The 15,182-nt window shown below is 68.7% G+C and carries 21 protein-coding genes; 13 read left to right on the top strand and 8 right to left on the bottom strand.

The features are described 5' to 3' along the window. Positions 1-115: 115 nt before the first annotated feature. Together ACIRG5_RS02365 and ACIRG5_RS02360 are read left to right on the top strand one after the other, a co-directional pair. On the top strand, positions 116-292 hold the full coding sequence (locus ACIRG5_RS02365) for a hypothetical protein (protein ID WP_177320336.1): 177 nt from the start codon (positions 116-118) through the stop codon (positions 290-292). Between the two features lie 80 nt (positions 293-372). Continuing rightward, complete coding sequence (locus tag ACIRG5_RS02360) at positions 373-1,182, top strand: hypothetical protein (RefSeq protein ID WP_402898901.1); 810 nt, start codon at positions 373-375, stop codon at positions 1,180-1,182. A 47-nt stretch (positions 1,183-1,229) separates the two neighbouring features. Here ACIRG5_RS02360 and ACIRG5_RS02355 read toward each other — a convergent pair whose 3' ends face one another. Further along, positions 1,230-1,586 (bottom strand): DUF6401 family natural product biosynthesis protein, encoded by a 357-nt coding sequence (locus ACIRG5_RS02355; RefSeq protein WP_402898898.1) that lies wholly within the window; start codon positions 1,584-1,586, stop codon positions 1,230-1,232. Positions 1,587-1,700: 114 nt separating this feature from the next. On the opposite strand from ACIRG5_RS02355, the gene ACIRG5_RS02350 reads away from it, so the two are divergent. Genes ACIRG5_RS02350 through ACIRG5_RS02335 form a run of 4 tightly spaced genes read left to right on the top strand, consistent with a single transcriptional unit; the run spans position 1,701 to position 3,286 of the window. After that, positions 1,701-2,042, top strand: coding sequence for a hypothetical protein (locus ACIRG5_RS02350; RefSeq protein ID WP_402898896.1), 342 nt, complete (start codon positions 1,701-1,703; stop codon positions 2,040-2,042). A gap of 57 nt (positions 2,043-2,099) precedes the next feature. Further along, the gene (locus ACIRG5_RS02345; RefSeq protein ID WP_090064545.1) at positions 2,100-2,288 is read left to right on the top strand and encodes a DUF3072 domain-containing protein; all 189 of its coding nucleotides are present in this window, start codon (positions 2,100-2,102) and stop codon (positions 2,286-2,288) included. Positions 2,289-2,343: 55 nt separating this feature from the next. Further along, positions 2,344-2,781 carry a general stress protein gene (locus ACIRG5_RS02340; protein ID WP_402898892.1) on the top strand — a complete coding sequence of 146 codons (438 nt, stop codon included), beginning with the start codon at positions 2,344-2,346 and terminating at the stop codon, positions 2,779-2,781. Positions 2,782-2,785: 4 nt separating this feature from the next. Then, a complete protein-coding gene (locus ACIRG5_RS02335) occupies positions 2,786-3,286 on the top strand; it encodes an MSMEG_6728 family protein (RefSeq protein ID WP_402898889.1) in 501 nt (166 codons plus the stop codon). Here the strand turns inward: ACIRG5_RS02335 and ACIRG5_RS02330 are convergent. Continuing rightward, positions 3,220-4,140 carry an anti-sigma factor RsbA family regulatory protein gene (locus ACIRG5_RS02330; protein WP_402898887.1) on the bottom strand — a complete coding sequence of 307 codons (921 nt, stop codon included), beginning with the start codon at positions 4,138-4,140 and terminating at the stop codon, positions 3,220-3,222. The genes ACIRG5_RS02335 and ACIRG5_RS02330 overlap by 67 nt on opposite strands. A 112-nt stretch (positions 4,141-4,252) precedes the next feature. Between ACIRG5_RS02330 and ACIRG5_RS02325 the strand changes: the two genes are divergently transcribed. Continuing rightward, positions 4,253-4,615: an STAS domain-containing protein gene (locus ACIRG5_RS02325; protein ID WP_402898884.1), complete on the top strand. Its 363-nt coding sequence runs from the start codon at positions 4,253-4,255 to the stop codon at positions 4,613-4,615. Here ACIRG5_RS02325 and ACIRG5_RS02320 read toward each other — a convergent pair. Genes ACIRG5_RS02320 through ACIRG5_RS02310 form a run of 3 tightly spaced genes read right to left on the bottom strand, consistent with a single transcriptional unit; the run spans position 4,612 to position 5,798 of the window. Beyond that, positions 4,612-4,983: a VOC family protein gene (locus ACIRG5_RS02320; protein ID WP_402898881.1), complete on the bottom strand. Its 372-nt coding sequence runs from the start codon at positions 4,981-4,983 to the stop codon at positions 4,612-4,614. The genes ACIRG5_RS02325 and ACIRG5_RS02320 overlap by 4 nt on opposite strands. A gap of 22 nt (positions 4,984-5,005) precedes the next feature. Further along, entirely contained in the window at positions 5,006-5,401 is a 396-nt protein-coding gene (locus ACIRG5_RS02315; RefSeq protein ID WP_402898878.1) for a PRC-barrel domain containing protein, read from the bottom strand. 34 nt (positions 5,402-5,435) lie between these two features. Further along, positions 5,436-5,798 (bottom strand): DUF305 domain-containing protein, encoded by a 363-nt coding sequence (locus ACIRG5_RS02310; protein ID WP_402898876.1) that lies wholly within the window; start codon positions 5,796-5,798, stop codon positions 5,436-5,438. On the opposite strand from ACIRG5_RS02310, the gene ACIRG5_RS02305 reads away from it, so the two are divergent. Both ACIRG5_RS02305 and ACIRG5_RS02300 read left to right on the top strand, forming a co-directional pair. Further along, entirely contained in the window at positions 5,707-6,051 is a 345-nt protein-coding gene (locus ACIRG5_RS02305) for a VOC family protein (protein ID WP_402898873.1), read from the top strand. The genes ACIRG5_RS02310 and ACIRG5_RS02305 overlap by 92 nt on opposite strands. 41 nt (positions 6,052-6,092) lie before the next feature. After that, positions 6,093-6,338, top strand: coding sequence for a DUF2630 family protein (locus ACIRG5_RS02300; protein WP_401028760.1), 246 nt, complete (start codon positions 6,093-6,095; stop codon positions 6,336-6,338). 1 nt (position 6,339) lies between these two features. Here the strand turns inward: ACIRG5_RS02300 and ACIRG5_RS02295 are convergent, their stop codons facing one another. Next, on the bottom strand, positions 6,340-6,822 hold the full coding sequence (locus tag ACIRG5_RS02295) for a GtrA family protein (protein ID WP_402898870.1): 483 nt from the start codon (positions 6,820-6,822) through the stop codon (positions 6,340-6,342). A 74-nt stretch (positions 6,823-6,896) separates the two neighbouring features. Then, a complete protein-coding gene (locus tag ACIRG5_RS02290; protein WP_402898867.1) occupies positions 6,897-7,817 on the bottom strand; it encodes an AraC family transcriptional regulator in 921 nt (306 codons plus the stop codon). Positions 7,818-7,887: 70 nt separating this feature from the next. Here ACIRG5_RS02290 and ACIRG5_RS02285 point away from each other — a divergent pair, with 70 nt between their 5' ends. From ACIRG5_RS02285 to ACIRG5_RS02270, 4 genes are all read left to right on the top strand, one after another. Continuing rightward, on the top strand, positions 7,888-8,472 hold the full coding sequence (locus tag ACIRG5_RS02285) for a class I SAM-dependent methyltransferase (protein WP_402898864.1): 585 nt from the start codon (positions 7,888-7,890) through the stop codon (positions 8,470-8,472). Between the two features lie 123 nt (positions 8,473-8,595). Continuing rightward, positions 8,596-10,566, top strand: coding sequence for a WD40 repeat domain-containing serine/threonine protein kinase (locus tag ACIRG5_RS02280; protein WP_402898861.1), 1,971 nt, complete (start codon positions 8,596-8,598; stop codon positions 10,564-10,566). A 110-nt stretch (positions 10,567-10,676) separates the two neighbouring features. After that, complete coding sequence (locus ACIRG5_RS02275) at positions 10,677-12,290, top strand: purine-cytosine permease family protein (RefSeq protein ID WP_402898858.1); 1,614 nt, start codon at positions 10,677-10,679, stop codon at positions 12,288-12,290. Between the two features lie 51 nt (positions 12,291-12,341). After that, positions 12,342-14,039 (top strand): cation:proton antiporter, encoded by a 1,698-nt coding sequence (locus ACIRG5_RS02270; protein ID WP_402898855.1) that lies wholly within the window; start codon positions 12,342-12,344, stop codon positions 14,037-14,039. Here the strand turns inward: ACIRG5_RS02270 and ACIRG5_RS02265 are convergent. After that, the gene (locus ACIRG5_RS02265) at positions 14,032-15,156 is read right to left on the bottom strand and encodes a hypothetical protein (RefSeq protein ID WP_402898852.1); all 1,125 of its coding nucleotides are present in this window, start codon (positions 15,154-15,156) and stop codon (positions 14,032-14,034) included. The two genes, ACIRG5_RS02270 and ACIRG5_RS02265, sit on opposite strands and share 8 nt — an antisense overlap. Between the last annotated feature and the right edge of the window lie 26 nt (positions 15,157-15,182).

Here is a 15,182-nt window from a genome sequence, read left to right as displayed (position 1 = left end):
GACGGAATGGTTCACCCTTATGTCGCAGTGGTAACAGGCATGTTCGCGCAGCTCACGGGGTATTCGTTGATCCCAAACCCGCTGGCTCCGCAATCCATGCGAAGGAGTGGTCGCGATGGCACACGTGCGTCATCTGGTCGACGTCCACACCGGAGACGAGTTCGATCAACCCGTCCCGTTCGGTCTGGTGTACCCGATCTGCACCGCAGACGGTTCGGCACCGCCGAGTCAGCGCGGCCGAACGTGGGAACACCTGATCGCCTGCGATCGCGAGCTGCGGCAGGTCGTGTGAAATCTGTGTGAAGGGAGCCCGCACCGGGTACTGCCAGGTGCGGGTGACCCGGTCGGGCGCCCGTGCGAAGGGAGTTCGACATGGACTTCGGACAAGGGCTGACCGACGCCTGGCGCGCCGTGGCCACGTTCGTGCCCAAGCTCGCGGCGTTCCTGTTGATCCTGCTGATCGGCTGGTTCGTCGCCAAGACGGTGGCGAAGCTCGTCGACAAGGGGCTCGAACGCGTCGGGTTCGACCGGCTCGTGGAGCGCGGAGGCATCCACCAGATGCTCGCGAACAGCAAGTACGACGCCTCTGATCTGCTCGCGAAGCTCGTGTACTACGCGTTGTTGCTGATCACGCTGCAGATCGCGTTCGGCGTCTGGGGCCCGAACCCCGTCTCCGAACTGCTGACCGGCATCGTGTCGTGGCTGCCGAAGGCCGCGGTCGCGATCATCATCGTCGTCGTGGCGGGCGCGGTCGCCAGTGCCGTCAAGGACTTCATCGGCGGCGCGCTGGGTGGTCTGTCCTACGGCCGCGTCCTCGCCAACGTCGCGTCGATCTTCATCTGGGCGCTGGGCATCATCGCCGCGCTGAACCAGATCGGCGTCGCCACCACGGTCACCACGCCGGTCCTGATCGCGGTGCTCGCCACGGTCGGCGGCATCCTCGTCGTCGGTGTGGGCGGCGGCCTGGTGAGGCCGATGCAGCAGCGGTGGGAAGGCTGGCTGGGGCGCGCGGAGCAGGAACTGCCGCAGGCCCAGGCTCAGGCGGAGGCGTACCAGCGCGGGCGTGAGGACGCCGTGCGCACCGGCACCTCCGCTCCGGCCGAGCCCGTCACGGCGCCGGTGCCGACCGCCGCGCGACCGGAGGACCCGGTGCTCGGCGAGCGGAGGCCGGAAGACCGCTGAACGAGGAGCATCGACGAGGCGCACCCGTCTGGGGTGCGCCTCGTTTCTCATGTGAGCTTCGGAAGCGCGGACACGTCGTCGGTCAACGGCATCGCGCCGTGCAGGTGCGCGAGCTGACAGACGGCCATGAGGCGGACGCCGAGCCACGACGTGGGCGTCCAGTCCGATTCGAGCGCGTTGTCGAGCAGACCTCGTCCGTACGCGGCGAGGAGCACGACCGCGCCCACCGTGCCGGCGCCTTCGACGCCGAGCAGGAGGATGTCGCGCACCGCGGCGCCGTGCTGGTCGACCTCGGCGGCGAGAGCGGGAGTGAGGGCGAGCGTCGCCCACCCGGCCGCACCGATCCGGTCGGAGAGGTCGGAGATCCACTGTCGCGCGTTCTTCTCGCGCCAGGTCCCACGCATCCCGACACCGTAGCCGCGCCCGGTGAAGCGGCGGTTTGACGGCGCTCGAGCCGGGTACACGGGCGCGTGCGCGTCAAGCAGTCGGCGCGGAATATCCGGCTGTGAAGGCAGGCGATGACCATGACCACCGAACTCGACGAACCGTCGTCGCGGCAGCAGTGCGCGACCGCTCTGGAGAAGCTGGACAACGCGGTCTGCACCGCGTTGGCGGGCATTGACGAAGACGAGGCCCGCAGAGGGCTCAAGGAGGCGCTGGTAGCGTGCTCCGCCGCGCACGCCACGGTGTCGCCGCAGCTCATGGGATATGTCGAAGCCGCGAGCGAGCACCTGCGCTACGGCGAGCGGATGGAAGCCCGGACGCTGCTGACCGTCGCCCACCGCCTGCTCGGCCGTGCGTTGCGCGCGACGGCCGTACCGGCTCCCTCGGCTCCTGGTGATGTCGTCCTCCACCGGTGATTGGACCCGTGACGCCCTGGGTACCTCGAACGCACGTTCGAGTGGAAGGGGATCGCGGTGAACCGCACGCCGGAGAAGGACCCGCAGGACTGGACGACCGGTGACGAGCCGATGACCGGTCCGCAGGAGTCGTACCTGCACACCCTCGCCCAGGAAGCGGGCGAGGAGGTGCCGGCCGAACTCACCAAGGTGGAGGCGTCGCAGCTCATCGACCGGCTCCAGGAGAAGACCGGCCGGGGAAGTTGATCGTGTTGGACACCGTGCCCGCGGGTAACCGGATGACGTGGACATCAAGCACGAAGTGACCCAGACCGAGTCTTCCCTGCTGGCGAGCTACCCGGACTACCTCGACGCCCAGCGGCTGGTGGACCGGATGTCCGACGACGGCTTCCCGGTGGAGAGCGTGCGGATCATCGGTGACGGTGTCCGGACGGTCGAGCAGGTGACCGGGCGCATGACGCGAGGCCGCGCCGCGGTGACGGGCGCGGCCAGCGGCGCCTGGTTCGGTGTGTTCATCGGCCTGCTCTTCGGCCTGTTCACCGCCGGCCAGACCTGGGCCTGGTTCGTGTTCATCAGCCTCGTGGTCGGTGCCTTCTGGGGCGCGGTCTTCGGGTTCGTGGCGCACTGGACCACGCGCGGACGTCGTGACTTCGCGAGCGTCATGACGCTGCAGGCGCGGCGGTACGAGGTGCACGTCGACAAGGAGCAGGCCGCGCGGGCGGCGAAGTACGTGCTCTGAGCTGATGCAGACCTTCCTGCCGTACCCGGACTTCGCCGAGTCGGCCCGCGTGCTGGACCGGAGCAGGCTCGGCAAGCAGCGCGTCGAGACGATCCAGGTCCAGCGCGGGCTGGTGGTGCCCGGCTACGGCTGGCGCCACCACCCGGCGGTGAAGATGTGGGCCGGCCACGAGGAAGCGCTCGTGCGGTACGGCCTGGAGGTCTGCGCGGCGTGGCGTGAGCTGGGGTTGCGCGACACGCGCGAAGAGATGATGCGGTCGGACCTGGCGCATGCCAGGAACGTCGTGGTGGTGCGCACCCAGCGGGAACTGGCCGAGGCCGGTGACCTGCCCGGCTGGCTGGGCGACGAGGACTTCCACCGCAGCCACCGCTCGGCCCTGGTGCGCAAGTTTCCCGCGCACTACCGCCGGTTCTTCCCCGACGTGCCCGACGACCTGCCCTACGTCTGGCCGCCGATGCTCACCCGCACCGTGAACCCGTCGTCGTCCCGGCACATCGACACGTAGTCGCACGTGCGGTGCAGGATCCACAGCCCGAGTCCGGCGGACAGGGTCTCGGCGGTCGGCATCAGACCTGCCAGCGGGTCGGTCGGGCCGGTGCCCTGATCGGTCACCGTCACCACCACGCGCGAGTCGTCCGACCACAACCGGAACCGGACCGGCGCGACGCCGTGCGTCAGGCCGTTCGTGACGATCTCGCTGGCCGCGTAGACCACGTCGTGCGCGTCGTCCTCGGTCAGGCCCATCGCGCCGATCGCCGTCCCCACGGCCTCGCGCACGCAGCGGGCGGTCGGGTCGACGAGCTCGACCAGCGGTGCGCGTTGTTCCAGCACGTCCGGGACCTGCACCGATACCGCGAGACCTTCGCGGTAGCCGGGGTTCGGCTCGTGCGTGCCGGGTGCGGTGGAGATGTTGGGGTGCGTGCGGACCACGTCGGCCAGCACCTCGGGGGGCGTCGTCCTGGTGTCGTACGGGCACAGGCCCCACACGGGGAACTCGGCGTAGGCCAGGTTCACGGCGGCCTCGTAACGGGCCCACCAGTCCCACGGCGCGCCCATGCCGGGATGCGGCACGTCGCCGACCACACGCATCTGCTGTGCGCCGGACGAGGTGTGCTCCGCGAACAGCTCCCGGTAGCTGGCGATGGCCTCGGACGGCCGGGCGTACTGGTCCGCGCTCGGCATGTACGTCACCGAGGCGCCGCGGCCGAGCGCTCCGAGCAGCAGAGCGGTGTTCTGCTCGGTGCACGCCACCACAGACGGCTCACCGGCGCGCAGGCCGTTCTCGAGGAACGGCACGGCGTGCGCGAGGAAGTCGTCGTCTGAGCCGTAAAAGGCGGTCTCGTGGAAGAAACCGGTCACGAGAACTGATGCTACGCGCGCTGAAGGCCGTGAACTGCGATACCGTTCCAGTTGGGTTGAGCAGCCAGCCCCTGCGACGGTGGTTCGTGCCGTCCCTACTGGAGGTTGCCGCGTGCTCCCCAACGTTCAAGTTCCCTTCCGCTCCACCCGCGAGAGAGTGGGCGACACCGTTCTCGTACGCGTCGCCGGCGAGATCGACGTCTCGACCGCCCAGAACCTGGCCGACTGTCTCGGCGAGGCCGTCCGGATGGTCACCCCACCCGCGTCCGTCGTGCTGGACCTCAGCGGCGTGCGGTTCCTCGGCGCCCAGGGCGTCGGCCTGCTGCTCGACCACCAGGACCTCTGCCTGCGCCGCGGCAGTGCGCTCGTGATCGTCGCGAACACCGCCGCGGTGTTGCGGCCGTTGCAGGCGCTGGAACTGATGAGCGTGCTGGGCGTGCGGTCCAGCGTGCTGGAGGCGATGGCGCCGGCCTAGGCGCGCTCGGACTCGCTGCGCAGCACGCAGAACTCGTTGCCCTCGGGGTCGGCCAGGATCGCCCAGCCGGTCCCGTCGGGGTTGCGGTGATCGCCGACGAGCGTCGCGCCGAGGCCCAGCAGCCGTTCGACCTCCTCGTCCCGCGAGGTCTCCGGGCGCAGGCACAGGTGCAGGCGGTTCTTGGCGGTCTTGGGCTCGGGCACCTCGTTGAAGAAGAGCACCGGGCCCTCGGCCAGCAGCACCTCGGTCTCCCGGTCGCCCGGCCCGTCGTCGGGGTGCATCGGGCGACCGGTGACCTTGCTCCAGAACAACGCCAGCTCGTAGGCGTTCGCGCAGTCGATCGCCACGTTCTGCAACACAGATGTCATGCGCGCCAGCCTATTGCCGCTGCTAGAGCATCGGCGGCATCAGGCGATAGCTCTCGGCGTAGTAGTCGTCGGTGCGACTGCGATAGCCCTCGTGGTCGTCCGGGTCGTACTCCGGCGCGTTCTTGATCTGCTCCTTGGTGCGGTCGATGTAGACCTTGCGTTCCTCGTGGTCCACGTGCCGCACCGTGCCGACCGGGAGCACGACCCGGTGGCCGAAGATCCACGGTCCGGTGTCGACCATCAGACAGTCGTGCGGCACCTTGGCGTTGTCCTGGTCGATCTTGCCGATGCCGCCGTCGGTCGCCTCGACGTCGTAGCCGATCAGTCCGGTGTCGGGGCGATCCGCGAGGTCCTGGTCCGGCTCGTTGGCCCACGACGGATCGCGCCACACCCACGGCATGAACGGGACGGGTTGCATGTCGGCCTCCTTCAGTCCGGCACGGGGTACCCCGCTACGTCCTGTCGAGGAACTTCTTCATCATGCCGATCTGCGCGGTGCGGGACCTGTCGATCCGGTCCGCGAGATCCTTCACCTCCCGGTCGGCGCCGCTGCCCGCCTCCCACCGCGCCATCTGGACGGCGTCGTCCTGGTGGGCGATCATGACGTCGAGCAGGCGCCGGTCGAACTCCGCGCAGCGCGAACAATCTCGCAGCAGCTGACACCGATGAGTTCTCGTCGCGCGACCGGTCCACCCTTCCAAGACGATCGGAAGGGTGGACCGCGTGGATCTGCACAGCGTGATGTGTGTGAACGACCTGGCCAGTTCGCTGGAGTGGTACGAGGTGTTCTTCGGCCGTGGGGCGGACGAGGTCATCGGCGAGGAACACCTCTGGCAGGTCGGGGAGAACGCGTACGTCGTGCTCGATGCCCGCGACGTGCGGTCGGCACGCGTGGGCGGCTCGATGATCACGTTCGGGGTGGCGGGGAGCGAGTTCGACGAGGCGCTGGCCAGGCTCGCGGCCTCTGGCGTCGGCCACGAGCCCGTCGAGACGTACTCCAACGGCGTCCGGCACGTCGAGGTGCTCGATCCGGACGGCAACAGCCTGTCGCTGGCCGCGCTGCCGTAGGAGACGCGCACCTGCCGGCAGTTCGTCGTAGAGTCGGCGAGATGAGCGACGAGAACGTGCTGGGCCGCATCAACGAACTGGTCGACGAGGAGCACGAGTTGCGTCAGCAGCTCGCGTCCGGGGAGATCTCCACGGACGAGGAGCACGCCCGGCTGCGGTCGCTCGAAGAAGCCCTCGACCAGTGCTGGGACCTGCTGCGGCGGCGCCGGTCCGCCCGCTCGCTCGGTGGCGACGCGGAGGACGTCCCCGCTCGCACGGTCGGCGAGGTCGAGGGCTACCTGCAGTAGGTCAGTCCCTGGTGTCGCGGAAGATGATCCAGCGCATCACGCTGTACATGAACGCGGCCTCGCACGCGCCGGCGACGATGCGGGACAGGTGGTACTGCAGGCCGATCCCGGTCAGCGCGCTGCCGACTCCGAGGATGAACGCCAGGTAGTTGAGTCCGATCGCGACGGCGTACAGACCCGCCTGCGGGCCGACCGGCGCGTGCGAGCGGAAGTTCAGCGCCCGGTTGAGCACGAAGCTCAGACCGAACGCGAGCACGTAGGCGATCGTGAACGCGATCGGCACGGGCAGGCCGAGTCCGGTGCGGAACAGCGTGAGCAGCAGCAGGTCGACGCCGAACGTGAACCCGTTGATCACGGCGAACCCGAGGAAGCTCGGCGCGACGACCCGGGAGAGCCCGAACGGCAGCCACCTCACCACGACTTCCATCCGGTCGTGGAACCTCGCGCCGAGGTCTCTGCCGTTGTTCAGGGTGGTGCCGGTCATGGCACGACAGTGCCACGGCCGGGAGGGACGAAAGCGGCGAAACGGCCCTTGATCGACAGGGCGTCCACAGGAGTTCAGCGGGCGTTCAGGTGGTTGAACCGCCGCCAACGCGTGGGGCTCATCCCGTGCACCTTGCCGAACGTCCGCGCGAAGTAGCCGGCGTCCGGGATGCCCACCTCCCGCCCGATGTCGCCGACCGGCAGGTCCGTCCCGGCCAGCAGCCTTCGTGCCTGGACCATCCGGCGTTCGGTGATCCACTCCTGCACCGTGCGCCCGGTCCGCTTGCGCACGGTCGAGGTCAGGTGGCCGGGGGAGATGCGGACCGCGGCGGCGACCTCGCGCAGCGACAACGGTTCCGGGTAGCGCCGCTCGATCACGTCGAACACCTCGGCCAGCAGCGGCTCGGCGTTCTCGCGCAGGTCGCCGACGACGTCCGCGGCCAGCCGCGACACCCCGACCAGCAGCAGCGTCAGGTGTGCCGGCACGGCTTCCCGGTAGCCGTCCTGGCGCCGCACGAGTTCCGCGTGCAGCGCCTCCACGCGGGCGGCCCACTCGGCGCGGTGCTCGACGGGGACCTTGAGCCGCAACGCACCCGTCGCGCCGCCGTGGACGAACGGGAACAGCAGCGGGTGCGTGCGCCACGCCAGGTGCGCGCCGGGAGTGTCCGGGCCGAGCGCGTCGGCGGTGAAGAAGACGCCCCAGCCCCGTGCGCCGAGGAGGTCGTCGCTGCGGGCCTGGCCCATCACGTCGCCGGGCGCGATGACGAACAGGTCGCCGGCCTCGACCTGCCTGACCTGACGGCCGTGCCGCACCACGCCGCCCGCCGTCTCGAAGTAGGCCAGGCCGGGGAAGTCGTGGGAGTGGGCCTCGTGCGAGCCGTCGAAGTCCGCGCCGTGCCCGAGCCTCAGGGCCATGACGGGCAGGTCGCCGGGAGCGGGTTGCCAAGCGTACTTCGCGGGCCCGGAGCCCTTCATGGGTGTTCGGATGGCGCGCACCGTCAAATCATCCCACTCAAACCGTGGATCGGCACAGAAATCCAGGTCTGAGGCCAGTCAGAATGAGTGCATGGCCGAAACATCGTCCCAGGAGCGGGACTACCTGCCCGGTATGGGCAAGCACTACCTGCTGCCGTTCTACGACGTGCTGCACCGGGCGTCCGGCTTGTCCGCGATCCATCAGGAGATGGTCGAGGTGACCGCTCTGAGTGCCGGGCAACGAGTGCTCGACGTCGGCTGCGGCACCGGAAACCTGTTGCGCTCCACCGGAAAGCGTCATCGCGACGTCGAGCTCGCCGGCGTGGACCCCGATCTGAAGATGCTGGCGCGGGCGGAGCGCAAGCTGCGGCGGGCCGGGTTGGAGGCGAAGCTGGACCGGGGGTTCGCGCAGGAGCTGGCGTTCCCGGACGCCTCGTTCGACGTCGTCTTCTCCAGCCTGATGCTGCACCACCTCGACGGGCCTTCGAAGGGTGAGATGCTCGCCGAGGTGCGCCGGGTGCTGCGACCGGGCGGGCTGTTCGTGCTCGCCGACATCGCGCATCACGGCCACGCGGCGAAGGGGATCGGCGAGGCCGGGTTCGCCACGGAACCGACGAGGACGCGGAAGTTGCGGATGTTCGGGGAGATCGGGATCGAGGTCGCGAGAGTCCACTAGGGACAGGTCCATTGTCGACCGATTGAACGCACATGATGTTTCTTCGCTGCCAACAGGTTCATCAGTGAGCGAACTTGCCGGTTACCGTCGTGGGAGCGTGTTCTCCCATCTAAGCTGCGCGCCGTGACAGATGCGACGGGAAGTCTGGTGGCGCAGCGCTACCGGCTCGTTCAGGTGATCGGCGTCGGCGGCATGGGCCGGGTGTGGCTCGGCCGGGACGAGGTCATCGGCCGTGAGGTGGCCGTCAAGGAGCTGCTGCTGCCGGTCGGGCTCGACCCGCAGCAGCGGGCGTTGCTGTGCCAGCGCGCCATGCGGGAGGCGCAGCTCGCCGGCCAGCTCAACCACCCCGGCATCGTCACCGTGCACGACGTCGTCGAGTACAACGGCACCCCGATGATCGTGATGGAGTACGTCCGGGGCGGCTCGCTGTCCGATGCCGTCAAGGCCCGGGGTGCGCTGCCCCCGGACCAGGTCGCCTACATCGCCACGTCGATGCTGAGCGCGCTGCGGGTGGCGCACCAGGCCGGGATCGTGCACCGCGATCTCAAGCCCGCCAACGTGTTGCTGTCCGGCGAGCGGGTCGTCATCACCGACTTCGGCATCGCGCGGCTCACCGGCGACGTCCCGCTGACCACCGACGGCTCGATCGTCGGCACGCCCGCGTACATGGCGCCGGAGCAGGGCACCGGCGCGCCGATCACCCCGGTGACCGACATGTGGTCGCTCGGCGCCACCCTGTACGCCGCCGTGGAAGGCCGGCCGCCGTACCAGGGCAGGGACTTCATGACGACCCTGTCGATGCTGCTCACCCAGGACCCGCCGCCCCCGCAGCGCGCAGGGCACCTCGCGTCGCTGCTGGGCGGGCTGCTGCGCAAGAACCCCGCCGACCGCGCCTCGGTCGACCAGGCGCTGGCGATGCTCGCGGGCGCGCCCGTCGTGCTGCCGGTCGTGGCGAAGTCCGGCGGTGTCAGCAGACGCACCGCGTTGTTCGCCGGTGTCGGCGCGGTCGCGTTGATCGGAGGCGGCACCGCGTGGTGGATCGGCACGAGGAACAACGACGGCGGGGCGGCCTTGCTGCCGTCCAGCAACGACACCAAGACGGCCTCCGACAAGGAGGGCGGCTCCGAGCAGTCGACGACGTCCTCGAAGACCCAGCCGGGACGCCCGGAGGAGTTCACCGAGCACGTCCAGCTCGTCGACCACAAGGCCTCGGTCTCGTCGATCGCGTGGAGCCCGGACGGCAAGATCCTCGCCAGCGCCGAGGACGGCCTCGGCGACGGCGGCGCCCTGGTCCGCCTGTGGGACACCACCACCGGCAAGCTCATTGGCACGGTCCAGAACCCGGACGGCCCCGGCGGCGCCTCGGCGTGCGCGGTGGCGATCAGTCCGGACGGCAGGATCCTCGCCGCAGGCGGCAACCGCACCGGCGACTTCACCACGTACCTGTGGAACATCTCCGACCGCTCGATGATCGGCGGCCTGGACCAGAGCCGATCGATCATGAAGACCCTGCGCTTCCACCCGGACGGCAAGACCCTCGTCGGCATCACCCACACCGGCCGCCTGCAGGTCTGGGACGTCGCGGCCCGCACCGTCAAGATCGGCCTGACCGAGGCCCAGGGCAGCAGCGACCTCTCGTTCAGCCCGGACGGCAAGCTGCTCGCCTACGCCGGCACCAAGTACCAGGAGATCAAGATCGTCGATCCGGCCACCGGCAAGACGGTCAAGACCATCAACGACTCGACCGGTGACGGCGGCTCGTTCTCGCCCGACGGCAAGACCCTGGCGGTCATCGACGGCGACGGCAAGAACAGCATGCAGCTCTGGGACGTGGAGTCAGGGCAGAGCAAGGCGGTGTTCCCGCGCGCGGACGACGGTCTCACGTTGGCGAGCGCGCTGTACCACCCGGACGGCGACACGGTCGCCGCCTGGGGTCAGGGCAACTTCGTCCAGCTGTGGGACGTGGAGACCAAGAAGGTCCGCGCCACGGTGATCGGCGCGGGTGGCCAGATCCAGGCGGTCGCGTTCTCCCCGGACGGCAAGCGGATCGCGGCGGGCGGCGACGACAAGACCGTCCGGATCTGGAAGCTCTGACGCTCCGTCATGAACGTCACGAGATCATCAATGGCGCGTGAACACAGCGTCATCGGTACGTCACAAGCGGCGTGACTGGCTGAAACGCGCGGTTCCTAGCGTCGAGATCCATGACCCTTGACGAGGTTGTGGAGCCCGCGCCGGTTCGTGCGGCGTCCAAAGAGACGCTTGAGGACTACACCCTTCGATTCGCACCCCGGACGTACCGGCGCTGGACGCCCGCCGTCGTCGGGGCGTCCGCGCTGGGCGGGATCGCCTACATGGCGGACTTCTCGATCGGCGCGGGCATCGGGCTCGCGCACGGCACCGGGAACGCGTTGCTGGCCATCGCGTTCGCGGCGATCGTCATCTTCGTGACCGGGTTCCCGCTGGCGTACTACGCGGCGCGGTACAACATCGACCTCGACCTGATCACGCGCGGATCAGGGTTCGGCTACTACGGCTCCGTCATCACGAGCGTGATCTTCGCGAGCTTCACGTTCATCTTCTTCGCGCTCGAAGGCTCGATCATGGCGCAGGGCCTGCGGTACGCGCTGGGTCTGCCGCTGTGGCTGGGGTATCTCGCGTCGACGTTGGTGATCATCCCGTTGGTGATCTACGGGATGAAGGTGCTCGCGAAGCTGCAGAGCTGGACGAACCCGTTGTGGCTGCTGCTGATGGTGGCGCCGCTGCTGTACCTGGTGATCGCGGACCCGGACTCGGTCAGCCGCTGGCTCGCCTACGGGGACACCGGCGTGAACACCGCGGCGGTGATGCTCGGCGCGGGCGTGTGCCTGTCGTTGATGGGGCAGATCGGCGAGCAGATCGACTACCTGAGGTTCATGCCGCCTCGCACCGCGGAGAACCGGCGGGCGTGGTGGACGTCGATGATCATGGCCGGACCGGGCTGGGTCGTGTTCGGGGCGCTGAAGCAGGCGATCGGCGCGTTCATGGCGGTCTACGTGCTCGACGCGGTCGGCAAGGTCGCGGCGGTGGAGCCGATCGAGCAGTTCACCGGGGTGTTCAAGCAGTTCATGCCGGCGTGGCTGGTGGTGCCGCTGGCGCTGGTGCTCGTGGTGCTGAGCCAGGTGAAGATCAACGTCACCAACGCCTACTCGGGGTCGCTGGCGTGGACGAACTCCTTCACCCGCGTCACGAAGCACTATCCGGGACGGCTGGTGTTCGTGCTGGTCAACCTCGTGATCGCGCTGGTGCTGATGGAAGCGGACATGTTCAGCTTCCTCAACAACCTGCTGAGCTTCTACTCGAACTGCGCGATGGCCTGGGTGGTCACGGTCGCGGCGGACATCGCGATCAACAAGTACCTTCTGAAGCTGTCGCCCAAGCAGCCGGAGTTCCGCCGCGGCATGCTGTTCGCGGTCAACCCGGTGGGCGTCGGGTCGTTCCTCGCCTCGTCGATCTGCTCCATCTCGGTCTACTTCGGACTGTTCGGCGCGGCGATCCAGCCCTACTCACCGTTGGTGGCGGTCGGCATCCCGATCGTGCTGACGCCGTTGCTCGCGGTGCTCACGCGCGGCCGGTTCTACTTGCGCCGCAAGGACGACGGCATCGCGGAGCCGGTGCTCGACGAGGACGGCAACCCGAGCGGGACGCGGTACGAGTGCGTGGTGTGCACGGAGTCGTACGAGCGACCGGACATGACGGCCAGCGCTCTCGGCGGCGAGATCTGCTCGCTGTGCCTGAGCACCGACCGTGACGGCCGCCACGTGCTTCCTGCTTCCTGACCGGCGTGCCTGCCCGGGCGAGGTCCGTTCCGATCAGACAAACTGCACGTCATGCAGGAATGGGCCTTGCTCGCCGTCGCGGCCGTGCTGATCATCGTGGTGGTGTCGTACGCCGCGCCCAAACTGGGCGTGGCCGCACCTGTGCTGCTCGTGCTCGTCGGCATGGGCTGCAGCCAACTGCCCGGCGCACCGCACCTGGTCGTGGAGCCCGAGTGGATTCTCGTGATCGTGCTGCCGCCGATCCTGTACTCGGCTGCGGTGAACGTTCCGGTGGTCGACTTCAGACGCAACTTCGCGACCATCGGCGCGTTGTCGGTGCTGCTCGTGGCCGTGTCCGCCTTCGGCACCGGGCTGCTGATCTGGTGGCTGCTGCCCGAGATCGGCTTCGCGGCGGCGCTCGCCCTGGGCGCGGTGATCAGCCCGCCGGACGCGGTCGCCGCCACGTCGATCGGCAAGAAGCTCGGCCTGCCGCCCAGGCTCGTCACGATCCTCGAGGGCGAAGGCCTGGTCAACGACGCGACCGCGCTCGTGCTGCTGCGCACGGCCATCGTCGCGATCACTGCCAGCGTGTCGTTCGGCAGCGCGGTGGGCGACTTCGCGTACGCCGTGTCGGTGGGCGTGGTGATCGGCGCCGCGGTCGGCATCGTGTCGGTGTGGGCGCGGTCGAAGATCCAGGGCCAGCCGGTGCTCACGACCGCGATCTCGTACGTCGTCCCGTTCCTGGCGTTCATCCCGGCCGAGGAGGTGCACTCGTCCGGCGTGATCGCCGTCGTCGTGGCCGGTCTGATCACCGGCCACCAGAGCGCCAAGCGGTTCACCGCGCACGACCGCATCTCCGAACGCACCAACTGGCGCACGATCCAGCTCATCCTGGAGAACGGCGTCTTCCTGCTGGTGGGCTTCGAACTCACGTCGGTCGTCGCCACCGTGGCGGACGACGATCTGGCGCGGACGCTGGTGATCGGCGCGCTGGCCACCGTTGCGCTGGTTTTGCTGCGAGGGACGTTCGTGATCCCGCTCATCGCCATGCTCCGCCGCCAGCAACGCCGCGCGGACGCGTTCACCGGCAAGCTCGACTCCTTTCTGGACCGCTTCCTCGCTCGAGGCCCCGAGCCCGGCAACGAGAAGCGGTACGAACGCGGAGTCCGCATGCTGCAACGCAAACAGGCCGACGTCGCCTTCTACGCCAGCGAAGGCCTGAGCTGGCGCGGCGGCGCGGTCCTCGCCTGGTCGGGCATGCGCGGCGTGGTGACGGTGGCGGCCGCCCAGACGCTGCCGGAGGACCTGCCGTTCCGCAACGAGCTGATCCTGATCGCCTTCACGGTCGCGATCCTCACCCTGGTCGTGCAGGGCGGCTCGTTGCCGCTGGTGATCAGGTGGCTGGGCATCCGGGGCAACGACGAGGACCACGAACGCCGCGAGTACGCCCGGCTGGCGGGCGAACTGGTGACGGCGAGCCGGACGTTGCTGGAGAGTTCGACGTTGTGCAGGGAGAACGGTGAGCCGTTCGACGAGCGCCTGCTGGAGCAGACGCTGGAACGCACGATCGCGATGAGCGAGGGCATCGAGAAGAAGTTCCTGGAGCAGGACCCGGACAAGTCGCTGCACCAGCGTTTCGAGCTGCAGCGGATGATGACGGACGCGCAGCAGAACGCCCTGCTGGACGCGCGTGCCGGGGGAACCTATGCCTCGCACACCCTGGAACGCGCGCAGACCTTCGTGGACAGTCAGAGCGCCCGGTTCATGTGACGCGGCGGACGGCCCCGTCGGGTATCCGCGGGGCCAAGCGGCGCTTGCGGGGACGGCGTCGCTCGGGTTTCGACTGTGCGGCAACGGGTTCGGCGGGATTCGGCGGTGGAACGGCCGGCGATGGGGGATCGGCTACGTAGGTGACCGCCATCAGCCAGCACACGGCGAGCAGCTGGACTCCGAGAACGAAGTCGAGCCTGGTGAGACCGGTGATGTCGGTGGGTACGAAGACCTGGCGCAATGCGATGAGAGCGAGCAGTGCGGCTGCCAGTTCCATGGCCGCCGAGCTGTCACCGGCATTCACACCACGGCGCCTGGTCCGGACGAAGAAGCTCAGCCCGATCACCGCCGGCATCAGGCTCACCGCGTAGATGAACGCCCAATACCTCCAGCCTCTGCTGAACTCGGCTTCGATGCGTGCCAGGTAGCCGCGTCCGCCGGAACTGGTGTCGATCTCCCCAGCCACCGCCTTGTCGGTGTCGAGGTTCCACCTCCCCAGCCGCTCATCGAGCGCGATGCCGACGGTGACCGGAAGTCTGGATGAGGGCGAGGTGTTCTGCTGGCCGTCGGCCAGCGGAGGTATCGCGGAGATCCCAGAAGGAGTGGAGGCGTCGGCGCTCAGTTCCAGGGTGTAGGAGTCGTTGGGGAACTGCGTCGGGTCCACATCAGCAGGAATGGAGGCGGTGACTGTGCCTGCGTCCAGCGAGAAAGTCGGGTCCTCCACATCCGACAGCGGATACTGCACTGTCGTCTCACCGATGTACGAGTTGCGCAGCACCACGTTCAGCTTGGCATCGGCGAACTCCGGCCTCAGCTTGCCGAACTGCGAGACGGGTTCGCCGTTCTTGTCGACGAACACCGGTCGCTCTGTCCGAAGAACCGACACCAGCTTCAGCGAGACCTGAATCCGGCGCTCTGCCGGATTCAGACTGGTCGCGGTCACCATGAGTCGCAGCGCGGGCAGGGGTGCGTCGTACTTGTGGCTGTTGAGGGCGAGGTAGATCCCGGCCTTGGTGTGCTCGTTGTCGATCAACGGGACCAGGTTGCCGAACCCGGCTACGAACGCGACGGCCGCCAACGTGGCCGCTACTACCCGGACGACTCTCGCACCCTGCACGTGATCTCACGTCGTAGCGTGCCCGG

This window comes from Lentzea sp. NPDC102401 (genome assembly GCF_044765805.1).
Taxonomy (GTDB): Bacteria; Actinomycetota; Actinomycetes; order Mycobacteriales; family Pseudonocardiaceae; genus Lentzea; species Lentzea sokolovensis.
The sequence above is the reverse complement of the archived record's forward strand: the minus strand, read 5'-3'. Positions and strand labels throughout refer to the sequence as shown.